Source organism: Armatimonadota bacterium, from assembly GCA_022563855.1.
Classification (GTDB): domain Bacteria; phylum Armatimonadota; class Fimbriimonadia; order Fimbriimonadales; family Fimbriimonadaceae; genus JADFMN01.
The window spans coordinates 371088-393462 of sequence record JADFMN010000001.1; the positions used below are offsets into that span (position 1 = coordinate 371088).

General features: G+C 58.8%; 24 protein-coding genes. 16 read left to right on the forward strand and 8 right to left on the reverse strand.

Translation table 11 applies throughout. The annotated features are described in order from the left end of the window. The first annotated feature begins 171 nt into the window (after positions 1-171). The 3 genes from thpR (at position 172) to IH944_01785 (ending at position 4007) form a co-directional block, all read left to right on the forward strand. Complete coding sequence (gene thpR, locus IH944_01775) at positions 172-732, forward strand: RNA 2',3'-cyclic phosphodiesterase (protein ID MCH7903278.1); 561 nt, start codon at positions 172-174, stop codon at positions 730-732. Then, on the forward strand, positions 701-2521 hold the full coding sequence (locus IH944_01780; protein MCH7903279.1) for a hypothetical protein: 1821 nt from the start codon (positions 701-703) through the stop codon (positions 2519-2521). Before thpR ends, IH944_01780 begins: the two co-directional genes overlap by 32 nt. A 148-nt stretch (positions 2522-2669) precedes the next feature. Beyond that, positions 2670-4007: a pyridoxal-phosphate dependent enzyme gene (locus IH944_01785; GenBank protein MCH7903280.1), complete on the forward strand. Its 1338-nt coding sequence runs from the start codon at positions 2670-2672 to the stop codon at positions 4005-4007. 640 nt (positions 4008-4647) lie between these two features. On the opposite strand, the gene IH944_01790 is transcribed toward IH944_01785, so the two are convergent. Then, complete coding sequence (locus IH944_01790; GenBank protein MCH7903281.1) at positions 4648-5232, reverse strand: molybdenum cofactor guanylyltransferase; 585 nt, start codon at positions 5230-5232, stop codon at positions 4648-4650. 238 nt (positions 5233-5470) lie between these two features. Here IH944_01790 and moaA point away from each other — a divergent pair, with 238 nt between their 5' ends. The 7 genes from moaA to IH944_01825 all read left to right on the forward strand — a co-directional run bounded on the left by moaA (position 5471) and on the right by IH944_01825 (position 10584). Beyond that, positions 5471-6589 carry a GTP 3',8-cyclase MoaA gene (gene moaA / locus IH944_01795; protein MCH7903282.1) on the forward strand — a complete coding sequence of 373 codons (1119 nt, stop codon included), beginning with the start codon at positions 5471-5473 and terminating at the stop codon, positions 6587-6589. Positions 6590-6595: 6 nt separating this feature from the next. Next, complete coding sequence (locus tag IH944_01800) at positions 6596-7528, forward strand: bifunctional molybdenum cofactor biosynthesis protein MoaC/MoaB (protein ID MCH7903283.1); 933 nt, start codon at positions 6596-6598, stop codon at positions 7526-7528. After that, a complete protein-coding gene (locus tag IH944_01805; protein MCH7903284.1) occupies positions 7525-8742 on the forward strand; it encodes a molybdopterin molybdotransferase MoeA in 1218 nt (405 codons plus the stop codon). Before IH944_01800 ends, IH944_01805 begins: the two co-directional genes overlap by 4 nt. Further along, positions 8739-8981, forward strand: coding sequence for a MoaD/ThiS family protein (locus tag IH944_01810; protein MCH7903285.1), 243 nt, complete (start codon positions 8739-8741; stop codon positions 8979-8981). Before IH944_01805 ends, IH944_01810 begins: the two co-directional genes overlap by 4 nt. A 1-nt stretch (position 8982) precedes the next feature. Then, a complete protein-coding gene (locus tag IH944_01815) occupies positions 8983-9402 on the forward strand; it encodes a molybdenum cofactor biosynthesis protein MoaE (protein MCH7903286.1) in 420 nt (139 codons plus the stop codon). Then, entirely contained in the window at positions 9380-10180 is an 801-nt protein-coding gene (locus tag IH944_01820) for a sulfite exporter TauE/SafE family protein (GenBank protein MCH7903287.1), read from the forward strand. The genes IH944_01815 and IH944_01820 overlap by 23 nt, the downstream gene beginning before the upstream one ends. Before the next feature lie 230 nt (positions 10181-10410). Continuing rightward, positions 10411-10584 carry a hypothetical protein gene (locus tag IH944_01825; GenBank protein ID MCH7903288.1) on the forward strand — a complete coding sequence of 58 codons (174 nt, stop codon included), beginning with the start codon at positions 10411-10413 and terminating at the stop codon, positions 10582-10584. Positions 10585-10641: 57 nt separating this feature from the next. On the opposite strand, the gene IH944_01830 is transcribed toward IH944_01825, so the two are convergent. Then, on the reverse strand, positions 10642-12132 hold the full coding sequence (locus IH944_01830) for a hypothetical protein (protein MCH7903289.1): 1491 nt from the start codon (positions 12130-12132) through the stop codon (positions 10642-10644). Between the two features lie 381 nt (positions 12133-12513). On the opposite strand from IH944_01830, the gene IH944_01835 reads away from it, so the two are divergent. The 3 genes from IH944_01835 to IH944_01845 all read left to right on the forward strand — a co-directional run bounded on the left by IH944_01835 (position 12514) and on the right by IH944_01845 (position 14719). After that, positions 12514-13368: an NAD(P)H-binding protein gene (locus tag IH944_01835; GenBank protein ID MCH7903290.1), complete on the forward strand. Its 855-nt coding sequence runs from the start codon at positions 12514-12516 to the stop codon at positions 13366-13368. After that, on the forward strand, positions 13365-13856 hold the full coding sequence (locus IH944_01840; protein MCH7903291.1) for a DUF1772 domain-containing protein: 492 nt from the start codon (positions 13365-13367) through the stop codon (positions 13854-13856). The genes IH944_01835 and IH944_01840 overlap by 4 nt, the downstream gene beginning before the upstream one ends. Before the next feature lie 239 nt (positions 13857-14095). Next, positions 14096-14719 (forward strand): PEP-CTERM sorting domain-containing protein, encoded by a 624-nt coding sequence (locus IH944_01845; protein MCH7903292.1) that lies wholly within the window; start codon positions 14096-14098, stop codon positions 14717-14719. Between the two features lie 244 nt (positions 14720-14963). Here the strand turns inward: IH944_01845 and IH944_01850 are convergent, their stop codons facing one another. Then, positions 14964-15167: a dodecin domain-containing protein gene (locus IH944_01850; GenBank protein ID MCH7903293.1), complete on the reverse strand. Its 204-nt coding sequence runs from the start codon at positions 15165-15167 to the stop codon at positions 14964-14966. A 185-nt stretch (positions 15168-15352) separates the two neighbouring features. Next, positions 15353-15760 carry a hypothetical protein gene (locus IH944_01855; GenBank protein MCH7903294.1) on the reverse strand — a complete coding sequence of 136 codons (408 nt, stop codon included), beginning with the start codon at positions 15758-15760 and terminating at the stop codon, positions 15353-15355. Positions 15761-16088: 328 nt separating this feature from the next. Here IH944_01855 and IH944_01860 point away from each other — a divergent pair, with 328 nt between their 5' ends. Further along, complete coding sequence (locus tag IH944_01860; protein ID MCH7903295.1) at positions 16089-17291, forward strand: hypothetical protein; 1203 nt, start codon at positions 16089-16091, stop codon at positions 17289-17291. Positions 17292-17431: 140 nt separating this feature from the next. Here the strand turns inward: IH944_01860 and IH944_01865 are convergent, their stop codons facing one another. Beyond that, on the reverse strand, positions 17432-18400 hold the full coding sequence (locus IH944_01865; GenBank protein ID MCH7903296.1) for a hypothetical protein: 969 nt from the start codon (positions 18398-18400) through the stop codon (positions 17432-17434). A 201-nt stretch (positions 18401-18601) separates the two neighbouring features. On the opposite strand from IH944_01865, the gene IH944_01870 reads away from it, so the two are divergent. Next, a complete protein-coding gene (locus IH944_01870; GenBank protein ID MCH7903297.1) occupies positions 18602-18775 on the forward strand; it encodes a DUF1508 domain-containing protein in 174 nt (57 codons plus the stop codon). Between the two features lie 86 nt (positions 18776-18861). Here the strand turns inward: IH944_01870 and IH944_01875 are convergent, their stop codons facing one another. Next, positions 18862-19338: a hypothetical protein gene (locus IH944_01875; GenBank protein MCH7903298.1), complete on the reverse strand. Its 477-nt coding sequence runs from the start codon at positions 19336-19338 to the stop codon at positions 18862-18864. A 206-nt stretch (positions 19339-19544) separates the two neighbouring features. Next, positions 19545-20078, reverse strand: a complete 534-nt coding sequence (locus IH944_01880; GenBank protein ID MCH7903299.1) for a hypothetical protein — start codon at positions 20076-20078, stop codon at positions 19545-19547. A gap of 404 nt (positions 20079-20482) precedes the next feature. Here IH944_01880 and IH944_01885 point away from each other — a divergent pair, with 404 nt between their 5' ends. Next, positions 20483-21070, forward strand: a complete 588-nt coding sequence (locus tag IH944_01885) for a PEP-CTERM sorting domain-containing protein (protein ID MCH7903300.1) — start codon at positions 20483-20485, stop codon at positions 21068-21070. 306 nt (positions 21071-21376) lie between these two features. On the opposite strand, the gene IH944_01890 is transcribed toward IH944_01885, so the two are convergent. Beyond that, entirely contained in the window at positions 21377-22351 is a 975-nt protein-coding gene (locus tag IH944_01890) for a hypothetical protein (protein ID MCH7903301.1), read from the reverse strand. Between the last annotated feature and the right edge of the window lie 24 nt (positions 22352-22375).

The following is a 22375-nucleotide window of genomic DNA, read 5'->3' on the forward strand; positions in this document are numbered from 1 at the left end:
ATTGGAGGGTGGCGCTCCCGCGACACCGTGCGCGGCTCGCGAGGCCCTTCAATCCACTCAGGATCACGCGCTCGCCTTCCCGGCCAGTGTCAGTTCGACGAAAGTCAGGAACTAGATTCAGCAAAGCGAGTGACCCCGCCGACGGCGGACAGCCCTGTCACAATATCCGGCGTGCGGTGTTTTTTGGCGGTGCGGCTGCCGGATGGTGTGAAGAGAAAGCTAGTTGAAGTGCAGGAGCAGGTCGAGCAGGGCGCTCCGGGATTCTACAGTTGGACCGCGGAGGAGGCGATGCACTTGACTCTTTACTTTCTCGGCGAGACGGAGGAAGGATCGCTGGAAGGGGTCAAGGACGCGCTTGCGGGGGTCCAGGGCGAACCGTTTCGCCTGCGCGTCGAGGGGCTTGTGCGACTGCCGGAGCCGACTTCCCCGCGCGTGCTCGCCGGCGGGATAGCGGGGGACCTCGAGAAGCTCGCGCGGTTCCAGCAGCGGCTTTCTGACACTATCTTCCAGCTGGCGGCGTTCAAAGAGACACGGAGGTACTACCCGCACGTGACGTTCGGCAGGCTGCGAAGAGGGATGCCCGGCAACGCGAAGGCTGTGAAACGCACGCTTGCGAAGATTGTGATTGAACCGACTGCCATGTTCGAGAACACCGAGTATGTGTTGATCAGGAGCAACCCGGGCAACGAACGGTTGCGATATGAGACTTTGGAGACGTACAAGCTGGGCTAGCCTCGCGCTGGTGGTGCTGGCCGGGTGCTCACAAGACACCCCGCAGGAAACGCCGTCTACGGCGATGACGGAGTATGAGGAGATCGTCGATCCGTGGGTGCTGGTCTGCACCGACCCGACGAACGACACTCCGGCCTATCTCAGTGATGGGATCACCGGTATACGGATCGGACGAGATGGATCGACGCTAGTGACCGCTGGGGGCGACTCGACATACAGTAGTTCAGCTATCTACGTGCCAGAAGTCGAGTGGTCTGTCGACAACACCCTCCTCGATCCAACGAATGGCACTAACTATAGACAGACCCTAGACCTTCGCACCGGAGTACTCGCTACGAGTTGGGAGCAGCAGATCGGTTCCAAGAACGTTCGCATTTCGAGCTATTACTTGTTCGACGGCGAGCTGTTCGGCTCCGCGAGATTCATGGCGGACCAAGACGCAGTCTTGTCAACTGACGGCCCGGGCATGGATGGAATCGTTGTCAAAATGAAAGCTGGGGTCGAATGGGGTGCTAGCGATCCTCGCTTCCTCGGCGCAATCAAGCGAAGGGGCACGCCCGAGGTCGACATCGAGATCGACGGCCCGGTCGGAGACCAAAGGGCCATCCGGTCGTTCCTGTTCTATCTGCGCCAGTCAATGGGCTCCGATACGCCGCCCGGCCCGATGGGGCTGAGCAACGACACATACAACGGCCACATTTTCTGGGACTCGGACGTGTGGATGTTTCCTGCGCTCGCTTTCGTTGATCCCAATAGCGCATCTCAAATTTCGAACTTCAGATCACAGACCGTGCAAAACGTGCAGTCTCAGTATCTCCGAACGCTCGGCGGACGATATGAACTTGCTGCGAACGCAATCGAACGCACAGGACACAATTTCGTGTTTCCTGACTATCCGCTGCGCTACCCGTGGGAGTCCGACGCCTCCGGCAACGACGTGACGGAAGGGCCGACGGTCAAGGAAGACCATCAGTCCGGAGGTGTCGCCTGGAGCCTTGATCTAGCGTCGGCGCTCGGGCTTCAGCACCCAAGTACTGCAAAAGACATCGGCACCGCGGTGGCACACTATTACAAGAGCCGTTTGGCTGTCAACGAGAATGGACAGTCGGAAGTCCGAAACGTCACCGGAGTCGACGAGTGGTTCGAGGGCGACAACTGCCTTTACACCAACGCGATCGCGGACTGGACGATCAAGAAGTACCTCGGCGACGACGTGAACATGTACTACCCGCGTGATGAAAAGGGGCTGCTCGCTTATGACGGCGACCAGAGGAGGGCGTACCAGCAAGCCGCAGCCCCGCTGATCCTGTGGCCGCTCGAGCGCGAGGACCTCGTGGACGACCCGATCGCGTTCCTCGACCTCTTCGAGGGCAAGGAGTCGCCGAACGGACCGGCGATGTCGCTCAGCGTCTACGCGCTGATCCGCGCGCGGTATGGCGACGCCGACGAGGCGTACGAGACTTGGCGGAATAGCTGGAAGAAGTACACCGACGGCAACCCGCTCATGCTCTTCAGCGAAAGACCGGGCCGCTCCGACCTCACGTACTTCCTGACCGGCGCCGCGGGATGCCTCAACTCCGTCATCTACGGCTTCATCGGCGTGCGCATCGTAGACGAGGAACCGCCGGACGAAGCAAAACTGAAGATCGAGAACGGCAAGTGGCTCGTCATCCGGCCAAACCTCCCGAAAGCGTGGAAGAGCGTAACGTTCAAAGGGATGCAGGTGCTTGGAAAGAGTTACACCGTCCACTGCGTCGGAAAGACCGCGACGATCACGCTCGAAGAGTGAAGAAACGCCCAGGCCTAAAGGCGCATTTATGCCAATGCCAGGCCATCCGCAAGCTGCCGTGGCCTTAAGGCTTCCGTAACGGAATCTGCTCGGACATCACGCCCGAAGAGAATCTTTACTTTTAGGTACATTAAGACCTTGGCACGCCATGAACGACCACACGCTGCGCATCTACGACTCTATCCTCGGCCTGCTCTCGAGCGTCGACAACCCAACTCCGCTGGTACGGCTCAACCGTGTCGTGCCTTTTCGGAACGCGCAGGTGTACGCCAAGCTCGAATGGTACAACCCATTCGGGGCCGTCAAGGACCGGGTGGCCGCCAGCATGGTGGCGGACGCCGAGGAGCACCAGAGGATGGGAGCGGAGCAGCAGCTCGTAGAGCCCACGTCAGGCAACACCGGTTTCGCCCTCGCCATGCTCTCCAACGCCAAGGGGTACCACCTCACCACACCCCTGTCGATCGAGATACCGCTTGAGAAGCGCACGATGCTGCGGTTTTTCGGGGCCGATGTCATAGAGCTTGACGACACGCTCTGTCCGGCGCCTGGTGCGCCCGAGGGGGCGATCGCCAAGGCCGTGGAGATCGCTGAGCATCCCGGCTTCCATATGCTCAACCAGTACGCCAACGAGGCGAACCCGGACGCCCACTACAGCACGACGGGACCGGAGATCTGGCGCCAGACCGAAGGCCGGGTGACGCACTTCGTGGCCAGCCTTGGCACGTGCGGAACCATCACGGGAGCGGGACGATTTCTAAAGGAAAAAAGCTCCGAGGTCCAGGTCCTGGGCGTCCATCCCAGCGAGGGCCACGACATTCCGGGCGTGCGCAGCATCCGCCAGCTTGAACAGACCGAGCTGTTCCGCCCCGAACAGTATGACCGCCTGATCGAGGTCCACGATAAGGCTGCGTTCGACATGTGCCTTAGGCTCAACCGGGAGGAGAGCATCACCGCTGGACCGAGCTCCGGACTGGCTCTCGCGGGTCTGCTCGAGATGGTCCCAGACGAGCCGGGCAACCTCGCAGTGGTGGTCTTTCCCGACAGCGCATTCAAGTATCCGTCCTCGCTGGCGCGACATCTGCCGGGTCTCGCCGCCGCGCAGCCGCAGGGCGGAGGGCCCCGTGAGAAGCTGTTGGACCGAATGATCGAGAACGTGCGCGCCAGCGCGGCTCTGACCATCGACGCGGACGCCGCCCACGAACTTTGGCTACAAAGCAAGCCGTTCGTGATGGACGTCCGCCCCAGTGAACTGTACCGCGAGGCGCACATCCCCGGCGCCGTGAACAAGCCGCTCTCCGAGCTGGGCGAGGACCTCTCGGGGCTGCCCGAGGCTCTGGACGCACCCATCCTCAGCGTCTGCCAGCTCGGCAACGCATCGCTCTCCGGCGTCCTGTTCCTCAAGTCGCTCGGTTATACGAACGTGTTGAGCATCAAAGGGGGAACCCTCGGCTGGCGCGAGAAGGGCTTCGCCACGGATTCGGAATAACGCTCTTCGTTTGCTCGCCAGCTCGGTTCGGGCGACCGCGACACCGGCCAAACGATAATCACGCTCGAGCAGTGAAGAAGCGGCCGCCGGTCAGTGACCGACGGCCTACTTATCAAGATTGCCACCCGATGCAATCAAACCGTGATGTCAAAACATCTTGCGGCCGCCAGGCGAACCGTGGCGACCGACTTGTGGGAGGAGGGATCAATAGTATATTTTGTAGCCGGACGAGCCAGTGCAGGTCCAACCACGTATGACCGGGAAGTCACTCGGCGATACCTTTTGGCAAGCTCGCGTGTGTGATTCATATATATCTTTCGCACATAAAACCCGTCGATCATCGATCTGCCTCAGTTAACTCCTGGTCTGAGACATATCGAATCAATCTGCGAGCCAACCGCCATCACAGGCAGAAAGCTCGCAGTTGTACTGTTAAGAACCGAACCTCGCGTGGGGCACCGCGCAGTGGAAGAGTCTGGAGCTCCCGCCCCTCTTGCGCTGGATGTCCGTGCCAGCGGAGGAGGGGAGGGCTGGGGAGGGGAGGTTTCGTCTGCGGCAGAGTCTGGCTCCGACGGAACCTCCATCCCCCAGCCCCCTTCCTCCTCCCGCGCACGTTGCATCACGGTAAGAGGAAGGGGATTTACTCGCCACCTTGCTCGTCCATCCGCTGAATCGCCTCATTAAGCTCATCAGGCGTGTTCGCGCTTACGAATGCAGATGGTGCGAGACCTAGTTTCTCTAGCGCTGGCTCATCGACGACTAGCGCGTTCAACTCAGCGATGATGCGCTTCATCGACGGAGCGCTTACGCGGGCACTCTCTTGCCGAAATCGAGCAAACACACTCGCGGAATACAACGCGCACAAGTACTGCTCTCGCCCGTTGATCGTTGGAACGACTGCGTCGCGCCCGACGATGAGCGGGAGGAACGCAGGAACGACGTCCGCGTTGAAACTGGGGATGTCGCACGAACAGACGAACACTGTTCCGTAAGATGGCATGAATTGGGACAGCGCGCTCGCAGGGCCTTGAAACTCCTCGCGGTCCGGCAAGAACGGCCGACCTCCTATCGGAGTTCTGCCGAGAACCGTGACCGGAACTCCAATCCGTTCGAACTCGGCGAGAATCCGCTCCGACATCGTGGCCTCGCCGACGACTATGCTCGCCTTGTCGGCGCCCATGCGCCTGCTGGCGCCTCCCGTGAGCAGGACCGCTTCAACATCCATACTGTATTAACTGACGCGGGATTCTGCGCCTGTATGACGAGAATCATACTCTTGGGTCACAAACGAGTTCAGAATTGAGTAGACGATTATGGGCTGGATGCCTTCACACTGCGTCGAGTCCGTGCAGCATAACCGCGAAGTTGCGGAAAGCTGGGCGACCCTGCGATTCCAGGTTGAAAGCTGATCTTGTCAGGCCCCATGGAATGTTTACAAAGAAGTAAGTGATAAAATGGATGCAGTGCCAAAAACCTCCGCAACACCGACGAGCAGATCGGCTCTTACGTCCGGCACGCTTTCCCACTCCTTGAACGGCGAAGATTCGGAAGGGCTGGCAACGGTGTCGCGCGCTGTGGACGTTGGCACGGAGACTGGGTCTGCCCCGCTGATGGATCGCCACGGTCGGCGGCACACTTACCTCCGCGTCTCGATAACGGATCGGTGCAACCTTCGCTGCCGGTACTGCATGCCTGCCGAGGGCATCGAGTGGACGCCCCGCGACCAGCTGCTCAGCTTCGAAGAGATCCAGCGCGTTGTCGCCGCCCTCGCCGAGGTCGGAGTGAACAAGGTTCGCATCACCGGCGGAGAACCAACTGTGCGGCGCGGCGTCGAAACACTGATCGAGTCTGTGGCCGGCACGCCTGGCATTACCGAAGTCTGCATGACCACAAACGGCACGACGCTGGGAAAGATGGCCGGCAGGTACCGAAGTGCTGGCCTGGACGTGCTCAACATCAGCCTCGACTCGCTCCGAGCGGACCGGTTTGAAGAGATAACGAGAACGAAAAAGTTTGATCAAGTCCTGCGCGGAATCGACGCCGCGCTCGAAGCGGGGTTCGCGCCGATAAAACTGAACGTCGTTGCTATGCGCGGAGTGAACGAAGACGAGGTCTGCGACTTCGTAGAGTTCGTTCGCGACCGGCCGATCAACGTGCGATTCATCGAGTTCATGCCGTTCGAGGGCAACAGCTGGAGCCGCGCAAAGTTCCTCCCTTATCAAGAGATGATCTCAGACCTTGAGCGACGGTATAAGCTCACGCCGCTGCCGGAGCGACCAAATCAAGTAGCGAGAGATTTCTCCATCGAGGGATGCGAGGGGACCATCAGCTTCATCACCTCGATGTCGGAGAACTTCTGCGCGGGGTGCAACAGGATTCGCCTGACAGCGCAGGGCGACATCAAGGCGTGCCTGTTCATGACACCCGGAGCGCGCTTGCGCGAGCGATTGCGATCCGGAGCAGACAGCGAAGAAATCGTGGAAGTAGTACGTGGCGCAATCCTTCAGAAGTGGCCCGGCCACCCAGGGGCGGAAAACCTCCTATCCCTCAAAAACGCCAGTATGATACAGATCGGAGGCTGATGAAACGTGCGCGACGTGACACACAAGGTCAACACCCTCCGGACCGCAACGGCGGTCGCCACTCTTCGAGCGCGGGCTGATACGATCAGCCGCATCAGAGACGGTAACTTGCCCAAGGGCGATGCGCTCACCGTCGCAAAGGTCGCCGGGATTCAGGCGGCAAAGGGCACGTCCGACCTGATCCCGTACTGCCACCCGATTCCGATCGAGTTTGCCGACGTTCGGTTCTCGTTTTCTGACGACGCTGTCGAAATCACGGCTACGGTCAAAACGATCTACAAGACCGGCATCGAGATGGAGGCGCTGACCGCCGCCTGCATCGCAGCGCTTACGTTGTACGACATGACGAAGATGATCGACGACGACGTCTTGATCGAGCAGGTCAAGCTATTGGAGAAGCGCGGCGGCAAGTCGGACTTCCCTGCTGTTCCAGAGGTCGGCGTGGCGATCATCACGGTCTCGGATACTGCGTCTTCTGGCGAACGCGAGGACATCTCCGGGCCGATTGCTGCGGGCGTTTTGACCGAGCAGGGCGCGACTCTTGTCGATTCGAAGATCGTCTCCGATGACGCCGATGAAATTGAAATCGCTGTCCGGAGTTTCGTTAAGTCTCCAAGTGTTTCGCTCATAGTTTTGACAGGCGGAACCGGGGCCGGTCCGCGCGACAACACTCCGGAGGCGGTTCGACGAATCTTCGACAAGGAGCTGCCAGGAGTAGCCGAACAGATGCGCAGATACGGTCAGGACAGAACTCCGTTCGCGATGCTCAGCCGGTCGGTCTGCGGAATCGCCGGCGACTCCGTGGTTCTCTGCCTGCCTGGTTCGCCCAAGGCGGTGGAAGAGGGGCTACGCGCGGTGCTTCCCCACCTGATGCACGTGATCGCCGTGCTCGGTGGCGCAGGGCACGACGAGCTTGTCGCGGCAGAGGATGAGCTGTGATCTCGTTCGACGATGCCCTTCGCATCGTGCTCGAGTCCTGCGGCGTCCTCGGTTCTGAAGATGTTGCAGTTTCAAACTGCGCGGGAAGGCACCTCGCCGAAGACGTGACGTCCACGATCAGCCTGCCGATCTTCGACAACTCTGCTGTCGATGGTTTCGCGATTCACGCTGAAGATGTCGCTCGTGGCTGTAAGCAGTTGAAAGTTCTCGGCACGATCTTCGCCGGCGATGATCCGGCTGTTTTTGTCCTCGAACAAGGGACAACGATACGCGTCATGACCGGTGCAGGCATCCCCAGCGGAACGAGCGCGGTCGTCATGCAAGAGGATGTGCAACACGACGGCGAGGTTGCGGTTCTCAATTCGGTCGATGTAAGTGAAAGAGCAAACATCAGGCGCGCGGGCGAGGAGATTCGACCAGGCGACACCGTGCTATCCGCCGGCCTGTGTTGTAATCCTGCGACTGCGGCGGCGCTCGCAACTCTTGGTCGCACGACGGTCACGGTTCACAAAAGACCCTCCGTCGGAATCATGGTGACCGGTGCAGAACTGGTCCAACCGGGGGGCGAGTTGCAACCTGGGCAGATATTCGAATCCAACTCTATCGGTCTTGCTGCCGCAGTTCGAGCGCACGGCATCAACGACGTTGTTGTCGAAACAGTTGGAGACGGCGTTAGTGAGACAGTTGCTGCTTTCCAACGACTAGCTAAACAGTGTGACATCGTAGTTTCTTCTGGCGGCGTGTCCGTCGGTGAGCGCGATCTTGTTCGAAACGTATACTTGGAACACGGAGTGAAAGAGTTGTTTTGGAAGGTCGCTATGAAGCCTGGAAAACCAGTGTTCTTTGGCAAGTCTAGTGCCTGTTTGGTATTTGGCCTACCGGGGAACCCCGTTAGCGCGCTTGTGACCTTCGAAACCCTCGTCACTCCCGCGATCAGAAAGATGTCGGGATCGCTGCATCCGGTCGCACCGCGCACTCGCATTACCCTGACCAAACACATCAGGCGCAAACCGGGCCGACTCGAGTTTGTCCGTGCGACGACCGAGTATCGCGACGGGAAGCCGTTTGCGACGCCGTTGGACCGCCAAGGCTCGCACATGACCTCCGGTCTCGCGCTTGCGGACAGGCTTCTAATCGTGCCTCTAGATGCCGAGTGCATCGAGGCCGGAACCGAACTTGATAGCATGACAATCGGTTCGGGAGGTAGCCGATGAAATCCGTCCAGCTCACACACTTCGCGCTTTTGCGAGACCAACGCGGCCTCAGTTCAGAGACGCACGAAACTTCTGCCGAGACGGTCGGGGAACTGTACGATGAGTTGGCAGCTCTGTACAGCTTCACTCTTCCGCGAAACTTCGTCAAGGCGGCGCTGAACAGTGAGTTTGTCGCCATGGATACACCGTTTGAAAATGGCGACGAGATCGTGTTCCTCCCACCGGTAGCCGGAGGGTGATGTGTTTCGAATAACCGACCAGCCGATCGATCCGCCGAATGCGCCCGGCCCGTCAGCTGGCGCGCAGGTCGTGTTCACTGGACTGGTCCGGAATCACAACGAGGGGCGCACAGTCGAGGCATTGGAATACGAAGCGTTCAACGAGCTGGCGGTCAAAGAGGGAGAGAAGATCTTGCAAGAAGTGCTGAAGCGGTTCGACGTTGAGTCCGTCCTCTGTGTTCATCGCGTCGGGAAACTGCAGATCGGCGACGTCGCAGTGTTGGTCGCGTGTTCGTCCGCGCACCGGCGCGCAGCGTTCGACGCTTGCCAGTACGTGATCGACGAAGTCAAAAAGCGAGTGCCGATCTGGAAAAAGGAGATCTACGAAGACGGCGAGTCGGAGTGGCTGAACGCGGCGGATGGGGCAAAATGCAGCCCTTGATACCGCTAGCCCGGAAGGTGCCGCGCTGACGCTCGCCGAGTTGGCTCCGTTCCTAGTGATGATCGCGGCTGTGGCGGCGCTTTATTCGTCGGTCGGCCACGGCGGCGCGTCGGGGTACATCGCCGTGCTAGGGTTCACCGCCCTCTCGGGAGTCGCCGTATCCTCGACCGCGCTGACAATGAACCTACTCGTCGCGGGCATCGCGCTGTTCGCCTATTCGCGGCAGGGGCATTTCCAGTGGCGGATCGTGTGGCCGTTCCTGATCACGTCGATCCCTGCGGCGTTCGTCGGCGGGCGATTCAAACTGGAGGAGGCGACTTACTTCCTCGTTCTGGCCGCAGTGCTGCTGTTCGCGGCGATCCGCTTGGTCATGCGGAAGAAGTCGGGGACAGAGGAGCGACCGATCCCTCTCGTTCCTGCGCTGGCGTTCGGTGTGGTGATCGGTTTGCTCTCGGGCGTTGTCGGGGTTGGTGGGGGGATATTCCTCAGTCCGTTGATCATTCTTCTCGGCTGGGCGGGTGCGAAGGAGACCGCCGCGGCCTCGGCGCTGTTCATTCTGGTCAACTCCGGAGCAGGAATCCTCGGCCGCGTCTCGACCGAGCAGTACGAGCCGTCGGTTTTCCTGCCGCACCTACTCCTCGCCGGCCTGGTCGGCGCCATCCTCGGCGCGACGATCGGCGCGAAAAAGCTGAAGCCGCTCACCGTGCAACGAGTTCTAGGCGCAGTTCTGTTCATCGCTTCGATGAAAATGGTCTACCAGTACGGGTTCGCGGTGTAACTGCCAACTGCCAACAGCCAACTGCCAACAAAATTGGCCCGCCGGCCAAGACGGGCCATCGGAGAGGGAACGCATTTGATGTTGCGCTTTCGGCAAACGGCTTGCGACCTGCCGTTCGCTTGACCCAGCTTATTCGCATTACTGCCGTTCTTTCGATTAAGCTTTCAGCAGGTTTTCCCCCTGCACCTCGCACTTAGCCCCTCGACCCTCGACCCTCGCACTTCGACCCTGTGTTTGCTGCATCTTCAACGCCGAGGTTTGACGGCGCGGGATTGGCGGGAGCGCTGCTCGGCGCGACGATCGGCGCGAAAAAGCTAAAGCCGCTCACCGTACAACGCGTGCTCGCCGCCGTCCTATTCATCGCTTCGATGAAGATGGTCTACCAGTACGGCTTCTCGCTTTGAGCTCGCTGCTGAGTGCCGTGGTGTGCGGCTCGTAATTTATCGCTCGAATTGCACTAGCTATCGTCGACTCGAGCGCCTATACTTCGTGCCCGAGGGATCGCGAATTTGGAGAACTTGACGGAAGACGGGGTGAATCTCCCAAGCGAGTCCTTGATCAACACTCGTTCGGCTCTTCAACAGCTCCGGTTTGTCAACGTAGCTATAATGCTGATATCCTCCATTCTCCTGCCTCCTAGCTGTAATGAACCCTATTTGAAATAGGAATTGTGCTATATTAATGGCGCTCGCATTACCGACAGAGCCGGATATTTTCACGTTGACATGTGTCAGTATCCTCTTCTCAATGAGTGTTATCAGTTCGTCAGTCTTGTAGTCTTCGGCCTGCTTCGCAAAGGCTGTGAGGATTTCTTCTATTTCAGGGCACATCGAGCGGAACTCAACAATCGTGTCACTGACGCGTCGCTCCCCAAACGATTCCAAGCACCTAGTGATGTCCTTGTACGTGATTGTCAAACTTTCCCTTCGACTAGCAAATTTTGCTGCCTCTTTGCAAAGCTCAATCAACCATCTAGGGCGCTGGCGACTGAGAGTGCCGAGCACGACATGTGGTGGTCTCGTCTGTTGTTCTCCGTCCGCAACTCCGCCCCACGGCATCTTGGGCTCAAACAACTCGGCGATGAGTTGCTCCTCATTCTGTTGCCTGCTCTTGTTCTGAAAATGTCCCAAGCCTTGATTCGTCCGCTTAAGATATCCCTTCAGCCTTTCGGCAAGAAGATTGCGAAGATCAACGGTCTGCCACGTGAGATCGACCATATATTGCTCCACATGGGACATTGCTTCAGCTTCCCTCTTAATGATGACCCAAATATTAGGCCGTATAGACGTTCGAATATGAAGTTCAGGAAGCAGATTCACGAGTTGGCGACATGCCGTCATCAAGGAGGCAATTTTTGCCTTCGAACTATCGGAGTTATCGTAGTTGAGATCTACATCGTCGATGAAGAGCCAGATCGGATAGTCGCGTGGAAATCGCTGGAGGACCCTGCTGGGCGATGGGATTCCCAATTTGCGCAGATCGAGTGAAAAGTCCTTCAATTTTGGCTTCGCGCGATCAAGGATTGTACTTACAAGATTTCGCGCTCTGAACCCGGCCCTCTCGGCTTCTTCAACGAGGCCAATGGCGTCATCGCCCAGCGCAAAGCCGATTCTGGTACCCACCTCCTGAGCTACACGCTCCAGTATCGAATGCTTCCAAGCCCGAACCCAATCATCAGGTGACTGAGTGTCAGGCGCCACCGCGATATTTGCAGCAGTCGTCACTATCCTCAGCGATGCAGGGTGGCTCTTTGCGATCGTTGATTCGGCTTCGCGAAGTATCGCTGACTTACCTTCACCTTTGTATGCGCGTGCGACAAGAAACTTATGCTCGTTGGATCCAAAAGAGGAGTAATCCGATCGTCGAAGAAAGTAGGCGTCGAAGACAGCTGCGTCCTCATCTTCGGCGGCCTCGTTTCCAAATAATGTTGAATCCTCCAAATCGAATGTCATGACTTTACGATACCAGAGCCTGAGCCTTGGCTCCGGCTTCATCGCTTGTTCGACACATATTGCTCGAGGGCGTGAGCGACCTGTTCGCAAACGCGGTCGAACCCACACCTTACACCCCTTGAGCCGGGAGGGACAGGGGGATCCTTCGTTGCTTCGACAAGCTCAGCACAGGCCTAGCTCAGGACAGGCCTTCGCCCTCGGGACGGATCCTTCGATGCTTCATCCGGCTCAGCACAGGCTGAGCTCAGGTTAACCGTCAGCCGCGCCCAGCTTCGATCTTTCTGGATCGACAGTATTAGAGTATGTGTAGTTTCTGACGTACCTTCGGTATGCTTGAATCATGGTCGTCAGCCATGACAGACGAGCACGGACAGTGACCTCATGAACAACTCCTCGATACTCGTTCTCGGTGCCACCGGAAAAACTGGTCGTCGAATCGTCCAGCGTCTTTCAGAGAAAGGCCATAAAGTGCGGAAGGGATCGCGGCAGTCTGACACGCCGTTCGACTGGGGCGATCAAAGCAACTGGGACGCCGTGCTCGATGGCGTTACGGCCGCGTACATAGTCTACGCACCCGACCTCGCCATCCCGGGGGCGACGGACTCCATCCGCGCCTTTGTCGACCAGGCCGTGAAGCAAGGCGTCCGACGCTTGGTGCTCTTGTCCGGTCGCGGCGAAGAGGAGGCGCAGGCGTGCGAGCTGATCATCCAGCGTCCGGACATCGAGTGGACCGTCGTTCGCTGTAGCTGGTTCTCCCAGAACTTCTCTGAGGGGCCGTTTCTCCCGATGGTGCTGGGCGGCGAGATCGCTCTCCCAGCCGGGGATGTCGGGGAGCCGTTCGTCGACGTGGACGACATCGCCGACGTCGCAGTCGCCGCACTGACCGAAGACGGCCATGCAGGCCAGGTATACGAACTGACCGGTCCCCGACTGCTCACGTTCGCCGAAGCAGTGGACGAGATCGCCGGCGCCACCGGACGCGAGATCCGATACGTCCAGATCCCGCCCGAGGCCTTTGCGGCCGGCGTTGCGGAGATGGGACTGCCGGAAGACGTCGCGTGGTTGTTGAACTACCTGTTCGCCACCGTCCTCGACGGTCGGAACGCCAACGTGTGCGACGGCGTCCGTCGAGCGCTGGGTCGCGAGCCGGTGGACTTCGCCGAGTATGCGCGCCGGATCGCCGCCGCTGGTGTGTGGAACATACCGTCAGAACATCGAACGAAAGTGGAGAAATGAACCAGCTCATACCGATGGTCGGGACGGCGGCCCTGCTTGGTTCCGCCCTTGTGGGCGGAGTCTTCTTCGCGTTCTCGAGCTTCATCATGAAGGCCCTGGGCCGCGTGCCACCGGCAGAGGGCATCGCCGCGATGCAGTCGATCAACGTCGTCGTGATCAACCCCTGGTTCATGGGCGCGTTTTTCGGGACAGCGTTGCTTTCGCTCGGTGCGGGCGGGCTTGCCGTGGCAGACTGGGGGCGTCCCTCGGCGCCTTACTTCTTGGCAGGGGCGATCTTGTACCTCGTGGGCACGATTGTCGTTACCATCCTCGGCAACATCCCGCTGAACGACCAACTGGCCGCAGTGTCTGCGACCGATCCCGGCGCACGCGAAGTCTGGGCGCACTACTTGAGCCGGTGGACGATGTGGAACACCGTTCGGACCGCCGCCGCGATGGTCGCCGCACTGCTGTTCACGTTGGGCCTCATGAAAAGCGCGGGCGCGTGATGGCGAGACTACCGGGCGCCATGCTCGGCGTTCCACCCGCACTCCCCACACCGTGAGCCGGGAGGGCAGGGGGACAAACCCTCGGGACAGGTCTTGAAACCGTCAGCCGCGCCCGCCTGGGCGCAGCAACAAGAGCTCCGCCCGACACAGCACACGCGCGGGACTAGGCCGCCGGCAGAATTGCCGGGTTGTCCTGGGCAGTCTATACATCGCACGACTGCGGCGCTCATAATTGCAGATTGACCACAGTCCTTGTCGGTCACCTTACGATCATGAAAACCCGTCTTGCACTAGCTTCGCTACTACTAACCACTTGCGCCATCTCGAGCGCACAGACTTTCGACTGGGAAAACCTGTCACTTGGGTCATTTTCGAGCGTCGTCCAGACGGTCGGCGGCATCACCGCGACCGGCACCGGCGTCGGCGCGAACGTCCAGGTTCTTGACATGACGTTTGCTTTTGCTGGGTTCGGAACGCGCTCTATCTACGGTGACGGCGGCGCAGGCGGCAATCGAGTTCCGCTGCGCGTCGACTTCTCTGCGGTTTTGAGCCAGGTGCGAGTGGAGTTCGGTGACGGCGGCAACGATGACGACGGTACGGTGACGATCACGGCGTTCAACTCCTCGGACGTGCAGGTCGACCAGGAGTCATTCGCTTTTGGCTTTAATACAGGTATCGAAAGCCTGACGCTGGACGCGCCAGACATTAGCTACATCGTCGGGGGTACCAACGGTTCCATCGTGAACTCCGTGGCCTTTGACAACATGTCTGTAACTCCCGTGCCCGAGCCAGCAAGCATCATCGCCATTGGTGCCGGTCTCGCGGCCCTCGCTGCGAGCCGACGTCGCAATTCCGCCGCGTAAGCAGATCGGGCTCCCAAAATCCGCAGCAACTCCATCCTCTCGCAGGTTGGAGTCTTAGTTTTGCCGAAACCACTCACCCCTAGAGCCGGGAGGGACAGGGGGATCCTTCGTCAAGCTCAGGACAGACCTTCGCCCTCGGGACGGGTCTTGAAACCGTCAGCCGCGACCACCCCGCGCGTCAGTCGGGGCAACGCCAATTGGCACAGACCCAAGACGGCCGCCATCCTACCACACAGCGTTGCCCCTACTCTTCGAGAATAAAGGTCACAAGCATGTGCACCTTATAGCTCGTGATCTGCCCATCGTTAACGTCGACTTTCATCTCCTTAACCCATGCCCCCTGGACGTCCCGCAGGGTCTTGGTTGCTCGGGCGATGCCCACTTGGACTGCATCCTGGAAACTCGTCGAGGAAGTGCTACTGATTTCGGTTACTCGTGCGACTGCCATACGTGCAGTCTAACACGGCGCGTGCCTCTGGTGCCGGCGGGTATGCGGTCGGCCTTGAATACCGCCACCCCTTGAGCCGGGCGGAACAGGGGGATCCTTCGTCAAGCTCAGGACAGGCATTCGCTCAGGATGACCGTCAGCCACGCCCACCCCGCGCATCACTCACCAGGGCAGCCAATCCTTGGTCACTGACTTGATACGGAATCGTCTTGTCGCCCGTCTGAAAGCGGCATGACGGCTACAAGCGTTATATCGCCGCGATCCACCCAGCAACGAAACCAATACTCACCGGTGTCCGCCTTGAGGTATCCGTCCACGTAAACAGAATGCCAGAGGATCAGCGGGTACGCGTCGTCGACGGTAAAGGATTGAATGTCGCCCGTCTCCTCTTCAATCTTCTTTCGAAGAACCGAAGTGGTTCTGCGGCTGCTCCCCGCCAGTTCGGTCCGAAGTTCGGCTCGCACCATATTCAGAGCGGTGCGAGCATACTGCCGTTGGCTGTCGACATAGAAATTGTACGACCAGACTGCAAACAGCACAACGAAGGCCAACACCCCGCCAACGATCCACCAGACCTTCCTCTTCTTTCTCACTCTATTAGTATGCATCGAATCTTCCGCCCCTTGAGCCGGGAGGGACAGGGGGATCCTTCGTTGCTTCGTCCGGCTCAGGACAGGCCTTCGCCCTCGGGACGGGTCCTTCGTCAAGCTCAGGATTACCGTCAGCGCTGAGTGCCTACTGCGCCGGTCCATAGGTTCATGTGAGGCACGGTGTTTTTCACTGGATACCTAGTACTAATGCTGGGGTTTGGGTTCGAACACCAATTTAGAGAACAGTTCTTTTCATGTCGTGATAGACTACGAGTCAATTCTGGAGGAACGTGCTTCCGGACAGTATTTGGAATTGTGAGGAGATTATATTGTGAAGAAGATTCTTGGATTGTTCTGCGTTCTTGCGCTCACTGTTACAGTGTGGCCTCAGGGCGAAATCACTGACGGAAACGCAAGATGGGCGTACGACTCCGTCTCCGGGACTGACTTCCAGCCTGACAGCACCGTTGACCACCTACCTTTGAATTGGTGGTTTTATCGCGTCAACAACGGAGAAGGCGAAACGTTGTTCGAAAACGAATTCGCCCTTCCGCCCAACGTCAGCCAATCGTATATAGGGAATACCGCAGTCCTGGAATGGGTAGTCGAGTTTGTAGATGTCCGTGGCAACGTTACCCCCATTTTCGATGCTCGTTTGACGACCGTATTGACCGATGGCGGCTCTCCAGGCGAGGCGACGGTAACGCAGGAGCTGGTGATAACGAACAACTATAGTACAGACATGACGATCAGTGTTTTCAACTATTCGGACTGGGACGTGAGCGGTGTCTTCGTCGACGACATCGCGACCATTTCAGGAGACGTCATGACCATCACGGATACCGTTACGGGTGACGTCATAAATTATCAAGGCGTCGGCGCGGACGCTTACCAGGCGGCTGAGTGGCCAACTTTGCGATCCGATTTGCTTGACGGGGACATCACGAATCTGGACAATTCGGGCTTTCCGTGGGGAGGTGCTGACTTCACAGGCGCATTTCAGTGGGATCGTTCGATTCCTTCAGGGCAGTCGACGGCATTCAACGTAGAAATAACAGCACCAGGGCCGGAGCAGACCGTCCTGCCCGACAGCTTCTCGTTCTTCCGTGGTTCGCAGACAGGTGGCGTACTGAGCGACCTATTCGACAGTGACGACAGCTTCATAACTGTGCTGCCAGGGATTACGCTGAACCAAGCTGAGCGCCAAGTGCAGCTCATCGTCGTTGGCACCGCTCCGACTGAAACACCGACCGAGCTGCGGTTCAGAGTTGAGGCCCACGCCGAGATCAACAACATCGGGCAGTGGATCGAGCTGTGGAACTACGACACTAACTCGTACGAGCAAGTTGACTTTATGATTGCGACGTTGGCAGACTCGATCGTGGAAGTGAGCATCGCTGTCGATCCGGGGCGGTTCATACAGGCAGGTACGAAGCAGATGAAGGCCAGGGTCAGCTACAAGGAAGCGGGCATAGTGCTGTCGTTCCCCTGGCTGATCAGCTTTGATCAGACCGTCTGGATCATCGTTCCGTAGACGACAGACCCCCCACCCCTTGAGCCGACAGGGACAGGGGGATCCTTCGTCAAGCTCAGGACAGGCCTTCGCCCTCGGGACGGGTCTTGAAACCGTCAGCCGCGACCGCTACGCACTGCCGTCAGTGCCGAATCGATCGGTCACTTCCGCTTTAGTATCATGAACGGAAAGCCGCCTCTTGCCGGATCATGCGCCACGAGGGTCGTCCCGTCCTCGGTCAGGCGCAGCTTCGCTGTCATGGCGTCGAGTTCCGTGGCCTCCATCTGTATGGCCTCTACCGCAAAAAGGGGTGGCAAGAGAAGCAAAGTCGCGCCGTCGTCGCTCAGTTCCCAGGTGCCGAACGGCATTCCGTCCCCGAACCACCGATAAGTCATGTCGTCCGAGAGCTGTAAACTGTCCGTCTCGCTGTCGTCTTCCTCCTTCATCCTCTGCACTTCAGCCTCGCTCCACATCCCGCGCATGTCGGCCCAATATGCGTCCATATCGAACCGGAAAGTCCAGTCGCCGACGAAATCCGCAACCTCCCCGCTCTCCGCATAGGTGTACGGGGCGTCAGGAACGGGCATCTCTACCACAGCCGATCCAGGTCTCGAGTAGATGACGCTGCCCACACTCATCGCTGAGTCCGTCATCGATTGCCTGTTCACCGAAATCTCGAGGCTCATTCGCGGCTGGAGCGTGCCGGGCGTAATCTTCTCTTCAGTGACTATTGTTTCGCCTGTCACGGGGTCGTACGTCGAAGATCCCTCGGAGATCTCACCGCTCAGCATTGAGATCGTGATTGACTCGCCGTCCGGGCTCAGCTCCCAGGTCCCTTCGCTCATTGTTTCGACGGGAGCTCCGTCGATTCCGATCAACGCAGTCCCGTCGTCGTTCAACTCGAGGAACTGTACGATTCTCGCGTAGTCTCGGCGCGTGGTCCTCGCTAGCACTTCGCGGTCGCCGTCGGGGTACGACTCGTGCAAGACGTCGATATACTCTTCGCTGATCTTCGTATGGCCGACCCACTTGCCTGTAAAGTCCGGCTGGGCGGCGACTTGCTCAGAATCCTTGTCGCATGCGACGGCCAGAACGGAAACAGCGAAGACGGCGTAAAAGAGTAGTCTCATATCCCTGTTCTCGTCACCGGAGTATACGTCATGTCGCACCCAGAACTCCACCCCTTGAGCCGGGAGGGACAGGGGGATCCTTCGTCAAGCTCAGGACAGGCCTTCGCCCTCGGGACGGGTCTTGAAACCGTCAGCCGCGCCCACCCCGCGCGGTCCACTTTGCATCAGGGTGCCAGGTACTCTCTGGCTTGAGGTTCGAACATGGTATTCAACTGTTACAAGGATGTCAGGGGCGAATGGCGCTGGCGACTGAAGGCCGACAACGGCGAGATCATCGCATCCGGCGAGTCGTACAAGAACAAGCAGGACTGCCTTCACGTCATCGACCTGGTGAAAGGCTCCTCGGACGCTGCGGTCAAAGAAACCGAGGATTAGCGCGAAAGCCCGCGCAATCCAACCCCTCGGGACTGGTCCTTCGAGAAGCTCAGGATGACCGTCAGCCGCGACCACCCGCGCATCACTCACCACGGCCACCAGCTCTTGATCCGATCAACCAGGGTTGGGGTTCTCCTGGCTACTAATATTCCGCTAGACTGGCCCTTAAAATGCGGTTCGAAGGCATCCTTTCCGACAATAGTAATCTCCTGAATGGACTGGTACTGGTCGCCGGTATAGAACGACTTCAATCCAAAGTCGTCAAACTTTCGGTCGCGGGGACGAACAGCGCAGTCTTGGCAGGCGTCGTCAATCGTCTTCAGTATCTCATCGATGTCAGCTTCGGACAGCTCGGGAGACTGGTAGACGTTACCTATGAACCTGGGGGGACGGATTGCATAGAGAGGAAAAACTTCCAGTCCATAGCGCGCGGCGAGCCCTTCGAGCGTTGCCGTCATCTTCGCGTCGGCGGAGTTCACTCGCATGACGAGCATCGCAAACATGAACAGCACGACGAACCCCACCCCACCAACGATCCACCAGACCTTCCTCTTCTTTCGCACTCTCTGATAGTATGCAACGAATCGGCCAACCCTCCACACTGCGAGTGTGGAGGGATGAAGGGACAGGGGGACAAACCCTTGAGACTGGTCCTTCGAGAAGCTCAGGATAACCGTCAGCCGTGCCCACTCCGTACGGCGGTATGAAACAGCTCACGGAGGTCCAGCCCATGAGCTGCCAGGCGCGCTGGATCGAACGCTACGCCACGCTAATAGCTGTCGAAGAACAGTTCGACGCTAAGGGTAAAGCCGTCGGTGCCGAACAGTTGGACGCTCGCCCCGTGGGCGGGGACGAACTTGCGAGGATGCTGCACTGCTGGGATCAGCAGTGCAATCAGAATCCCGTCGTCGCTGGGAGCGACGCCAAGCTCGCGTCCAGACTTGCCATCGGTCAAGACGAACACGTTCCTTGTGCCCGGGTCCTCGTGGTATGCGATGTCATAGAACGGTGTCAAGTCGGCCAGCGGTTCATGCACATCGAACATGACGTGTCCATTGCCGTCAGTCACGACCATTCTTCCTGCTTCCCTAGGGCGCTCGACAGCCGGCAACAACATACCGATTCGGACGGATTCCCCAGGTCTCAGTGTGATGTGTCCGCTGGAGTGCGAGGGTTGAGGCGACGGGAAACTCTGCGCAGCGGCCTCGCGCGGGTAGAGCCCCCAGGCGGCGATCACTGCGGCTATGGCGACGGCCGAGACGATGGCGTACTTGTTGCGAACGAATCCTAGTTTTGTTCTCATATCATCATCCTCCGCTCCGGGCGGGAGCGTTGCCCGGACGAATCGGGCTTCATCAGCAGTGTGACCGACGCAGTAGCGAGAGCCAAGCGCGGGCAAGCATTCCAAGTGAATTTGCGGTGCCGCGCTGTCTTGCGGCCGCCCCTTGAGCCGGGAGGGACGGGACGCAAACCCTCGGGCAACACTCTTACCCTCCACACTGCGAGTGTGGAGGGATGAGCGGACGGGCGTTGAAACCGTCAGCCGCGACGACCCGGCGCATCATGCCCCATGAAATATGCATCCGGCAGAACCGTTGGACTCCGCCTAGCAAAAATGCCTGTATTGTGCCGCCACACTGTACTTTATTGTGCAGGGCGTACAGACTCATCTGAGGTCGCTTCGATTATCGGCCGGGAGAGGACAACATGAAAACACGAATCTTGATCGCTGCCAGCCTTCTTAGTCTGGGATCCTTCGCATCTGCCCAAGTTTTCGATTGGGAAAACTTAGGTCTTGGGAATTTCTCTAGCGTCTCGCAGACGGTAAGCGGCATCACTGCGACGGGCACCGGCGTCGGAGGGACCATCGACGTTCTCGACTTTGGTAGCTTTACTAACTTTTCAACATTCGGCACAAGGTCGATCGTGGGCGGTGGCGACCCAAGGGTAGCGATCCGCGTCGACTTCTCGATTGATTTGACCCTGCTTACTGTGCAGTTCGGGGATATAGGTGTCGACGACGATGGCACAGTGACTGTGACAGCGTACAATTCGTCCAACGCGGTCGTTGACACGAACTCGATGAATTACGGTTTGATGGACAGGCCAGCCAGCTTGACGCTGTCTGCGCCGGACATCAGCTACTTCATAGGAGTATCTGGCGGTCCTTTCCCGAACACGTTAGTCTGGGACAACATGACGGTGACGCCCGTGCCTGAACCAGCGACAATGATCGCGTTATTAGCAGGCGTTTCCGCTCTTGTTGCGCGCCGTCGTCGCAAATCTGCCGCGTAAGCTGATCGGTCGGCCGGTATCTGTTGTAACTCCACCCTCTTCCGGGGTGGAGTTTTTGCATCGCCCAACCCTCAACCCCTTAAGCCGGGAGGCACAGGGGGACAAACCCTCGGGGAACACTTTTACCCTCCACACTGCGAGTGTGGAGGGATGGCGGGACGGGTCTTGAAACCGTCGGCAACGACGCCTTTGGACGCTGGTTACTCCGACGAGCATACGGTTAGAGCGGCGATCGCCGGGAGTAGCGCGTGAGTGCGTTTCATGTCCATGCCTTTTGTACGTTGACAGAGCATCGGGCTGGATCGGTCACTGACGCTTGAAGCTCATGATTGGGCCGCGGAAGCCGGTCATGTCATGCGCCACGAGGGTTGTCCTATCCTCGGTCAGGCGCAGCTCAAATTTCATGTCGTACCCCATGGCCTCCATCTGTGCGGCCTCTTCTTCCGTAACGGGCAGCTCGAGAAACGCGGTCGCGCCATCCTCGCTCAGCGTCCAGCTGCCCTCCTGCACAATTTCGCCATCGATCATGCGGTAGGTCATGTCGTCGAAGATCTGCAAGGTGCCTTTCGCGCTCCCGAATTCGTCCAACATCTTCTGCACGTCCTCTTCGCTCGTCATGCCGCGCATGCCGTCCCACATCGCGTCAATCCCTTCGAAGCTCATGTCCCACTCTCCGACGAAGTCTGCGACGTCGCCGTTCGCGGCATAGGTGAACGGGTCATCGGGCACGTACTTTTCCATCGTGACCGTTCCAGGCCTCGTGTACGTAATCCTGCCGGCTCCCGGCACCGAATCGGTCACGATCAGCGACTGACCGTCCTTTACGACCCTGAGGCGCATCATCGGTTCGGGCTGACCGGGGTCTATCCTTTCAGTCTCCTGGATCTCGCCAGTCACAGGATCGACGACCCCAGCTCGGGTTATCGTCTCTCCGCTCAGCATAGAGACCGTAATCAAATCTCCGTCCTCGCTCAGCTCCCAGGTTCCCTTATACATGCCGACCGCGACGCCGATTACGCCCATAGACATCGTCCCGTCTTCATTCAGTTCGAGCCGAAAGACCATTGCCTGGCTCTTGCGCATCGACCTCTCGAGCGCGTCTCGGTCGCCCTCGGGGTACATCTCGTGCATAACGTCGATATCCTCGTCGGTGATCGTCGTGTGGCCCTCCCACTTGCCGGTGAAGTCCGGCTGGGCGGCGACTGGCTCAGGTTCCGCGTCCTTGTTGCACGCGACGGTCAGCAACGAGACGACGAATACGGCGAAATAGAGCTTTCTCATTTCCCTGCGGTCCTCTCTGGAGTA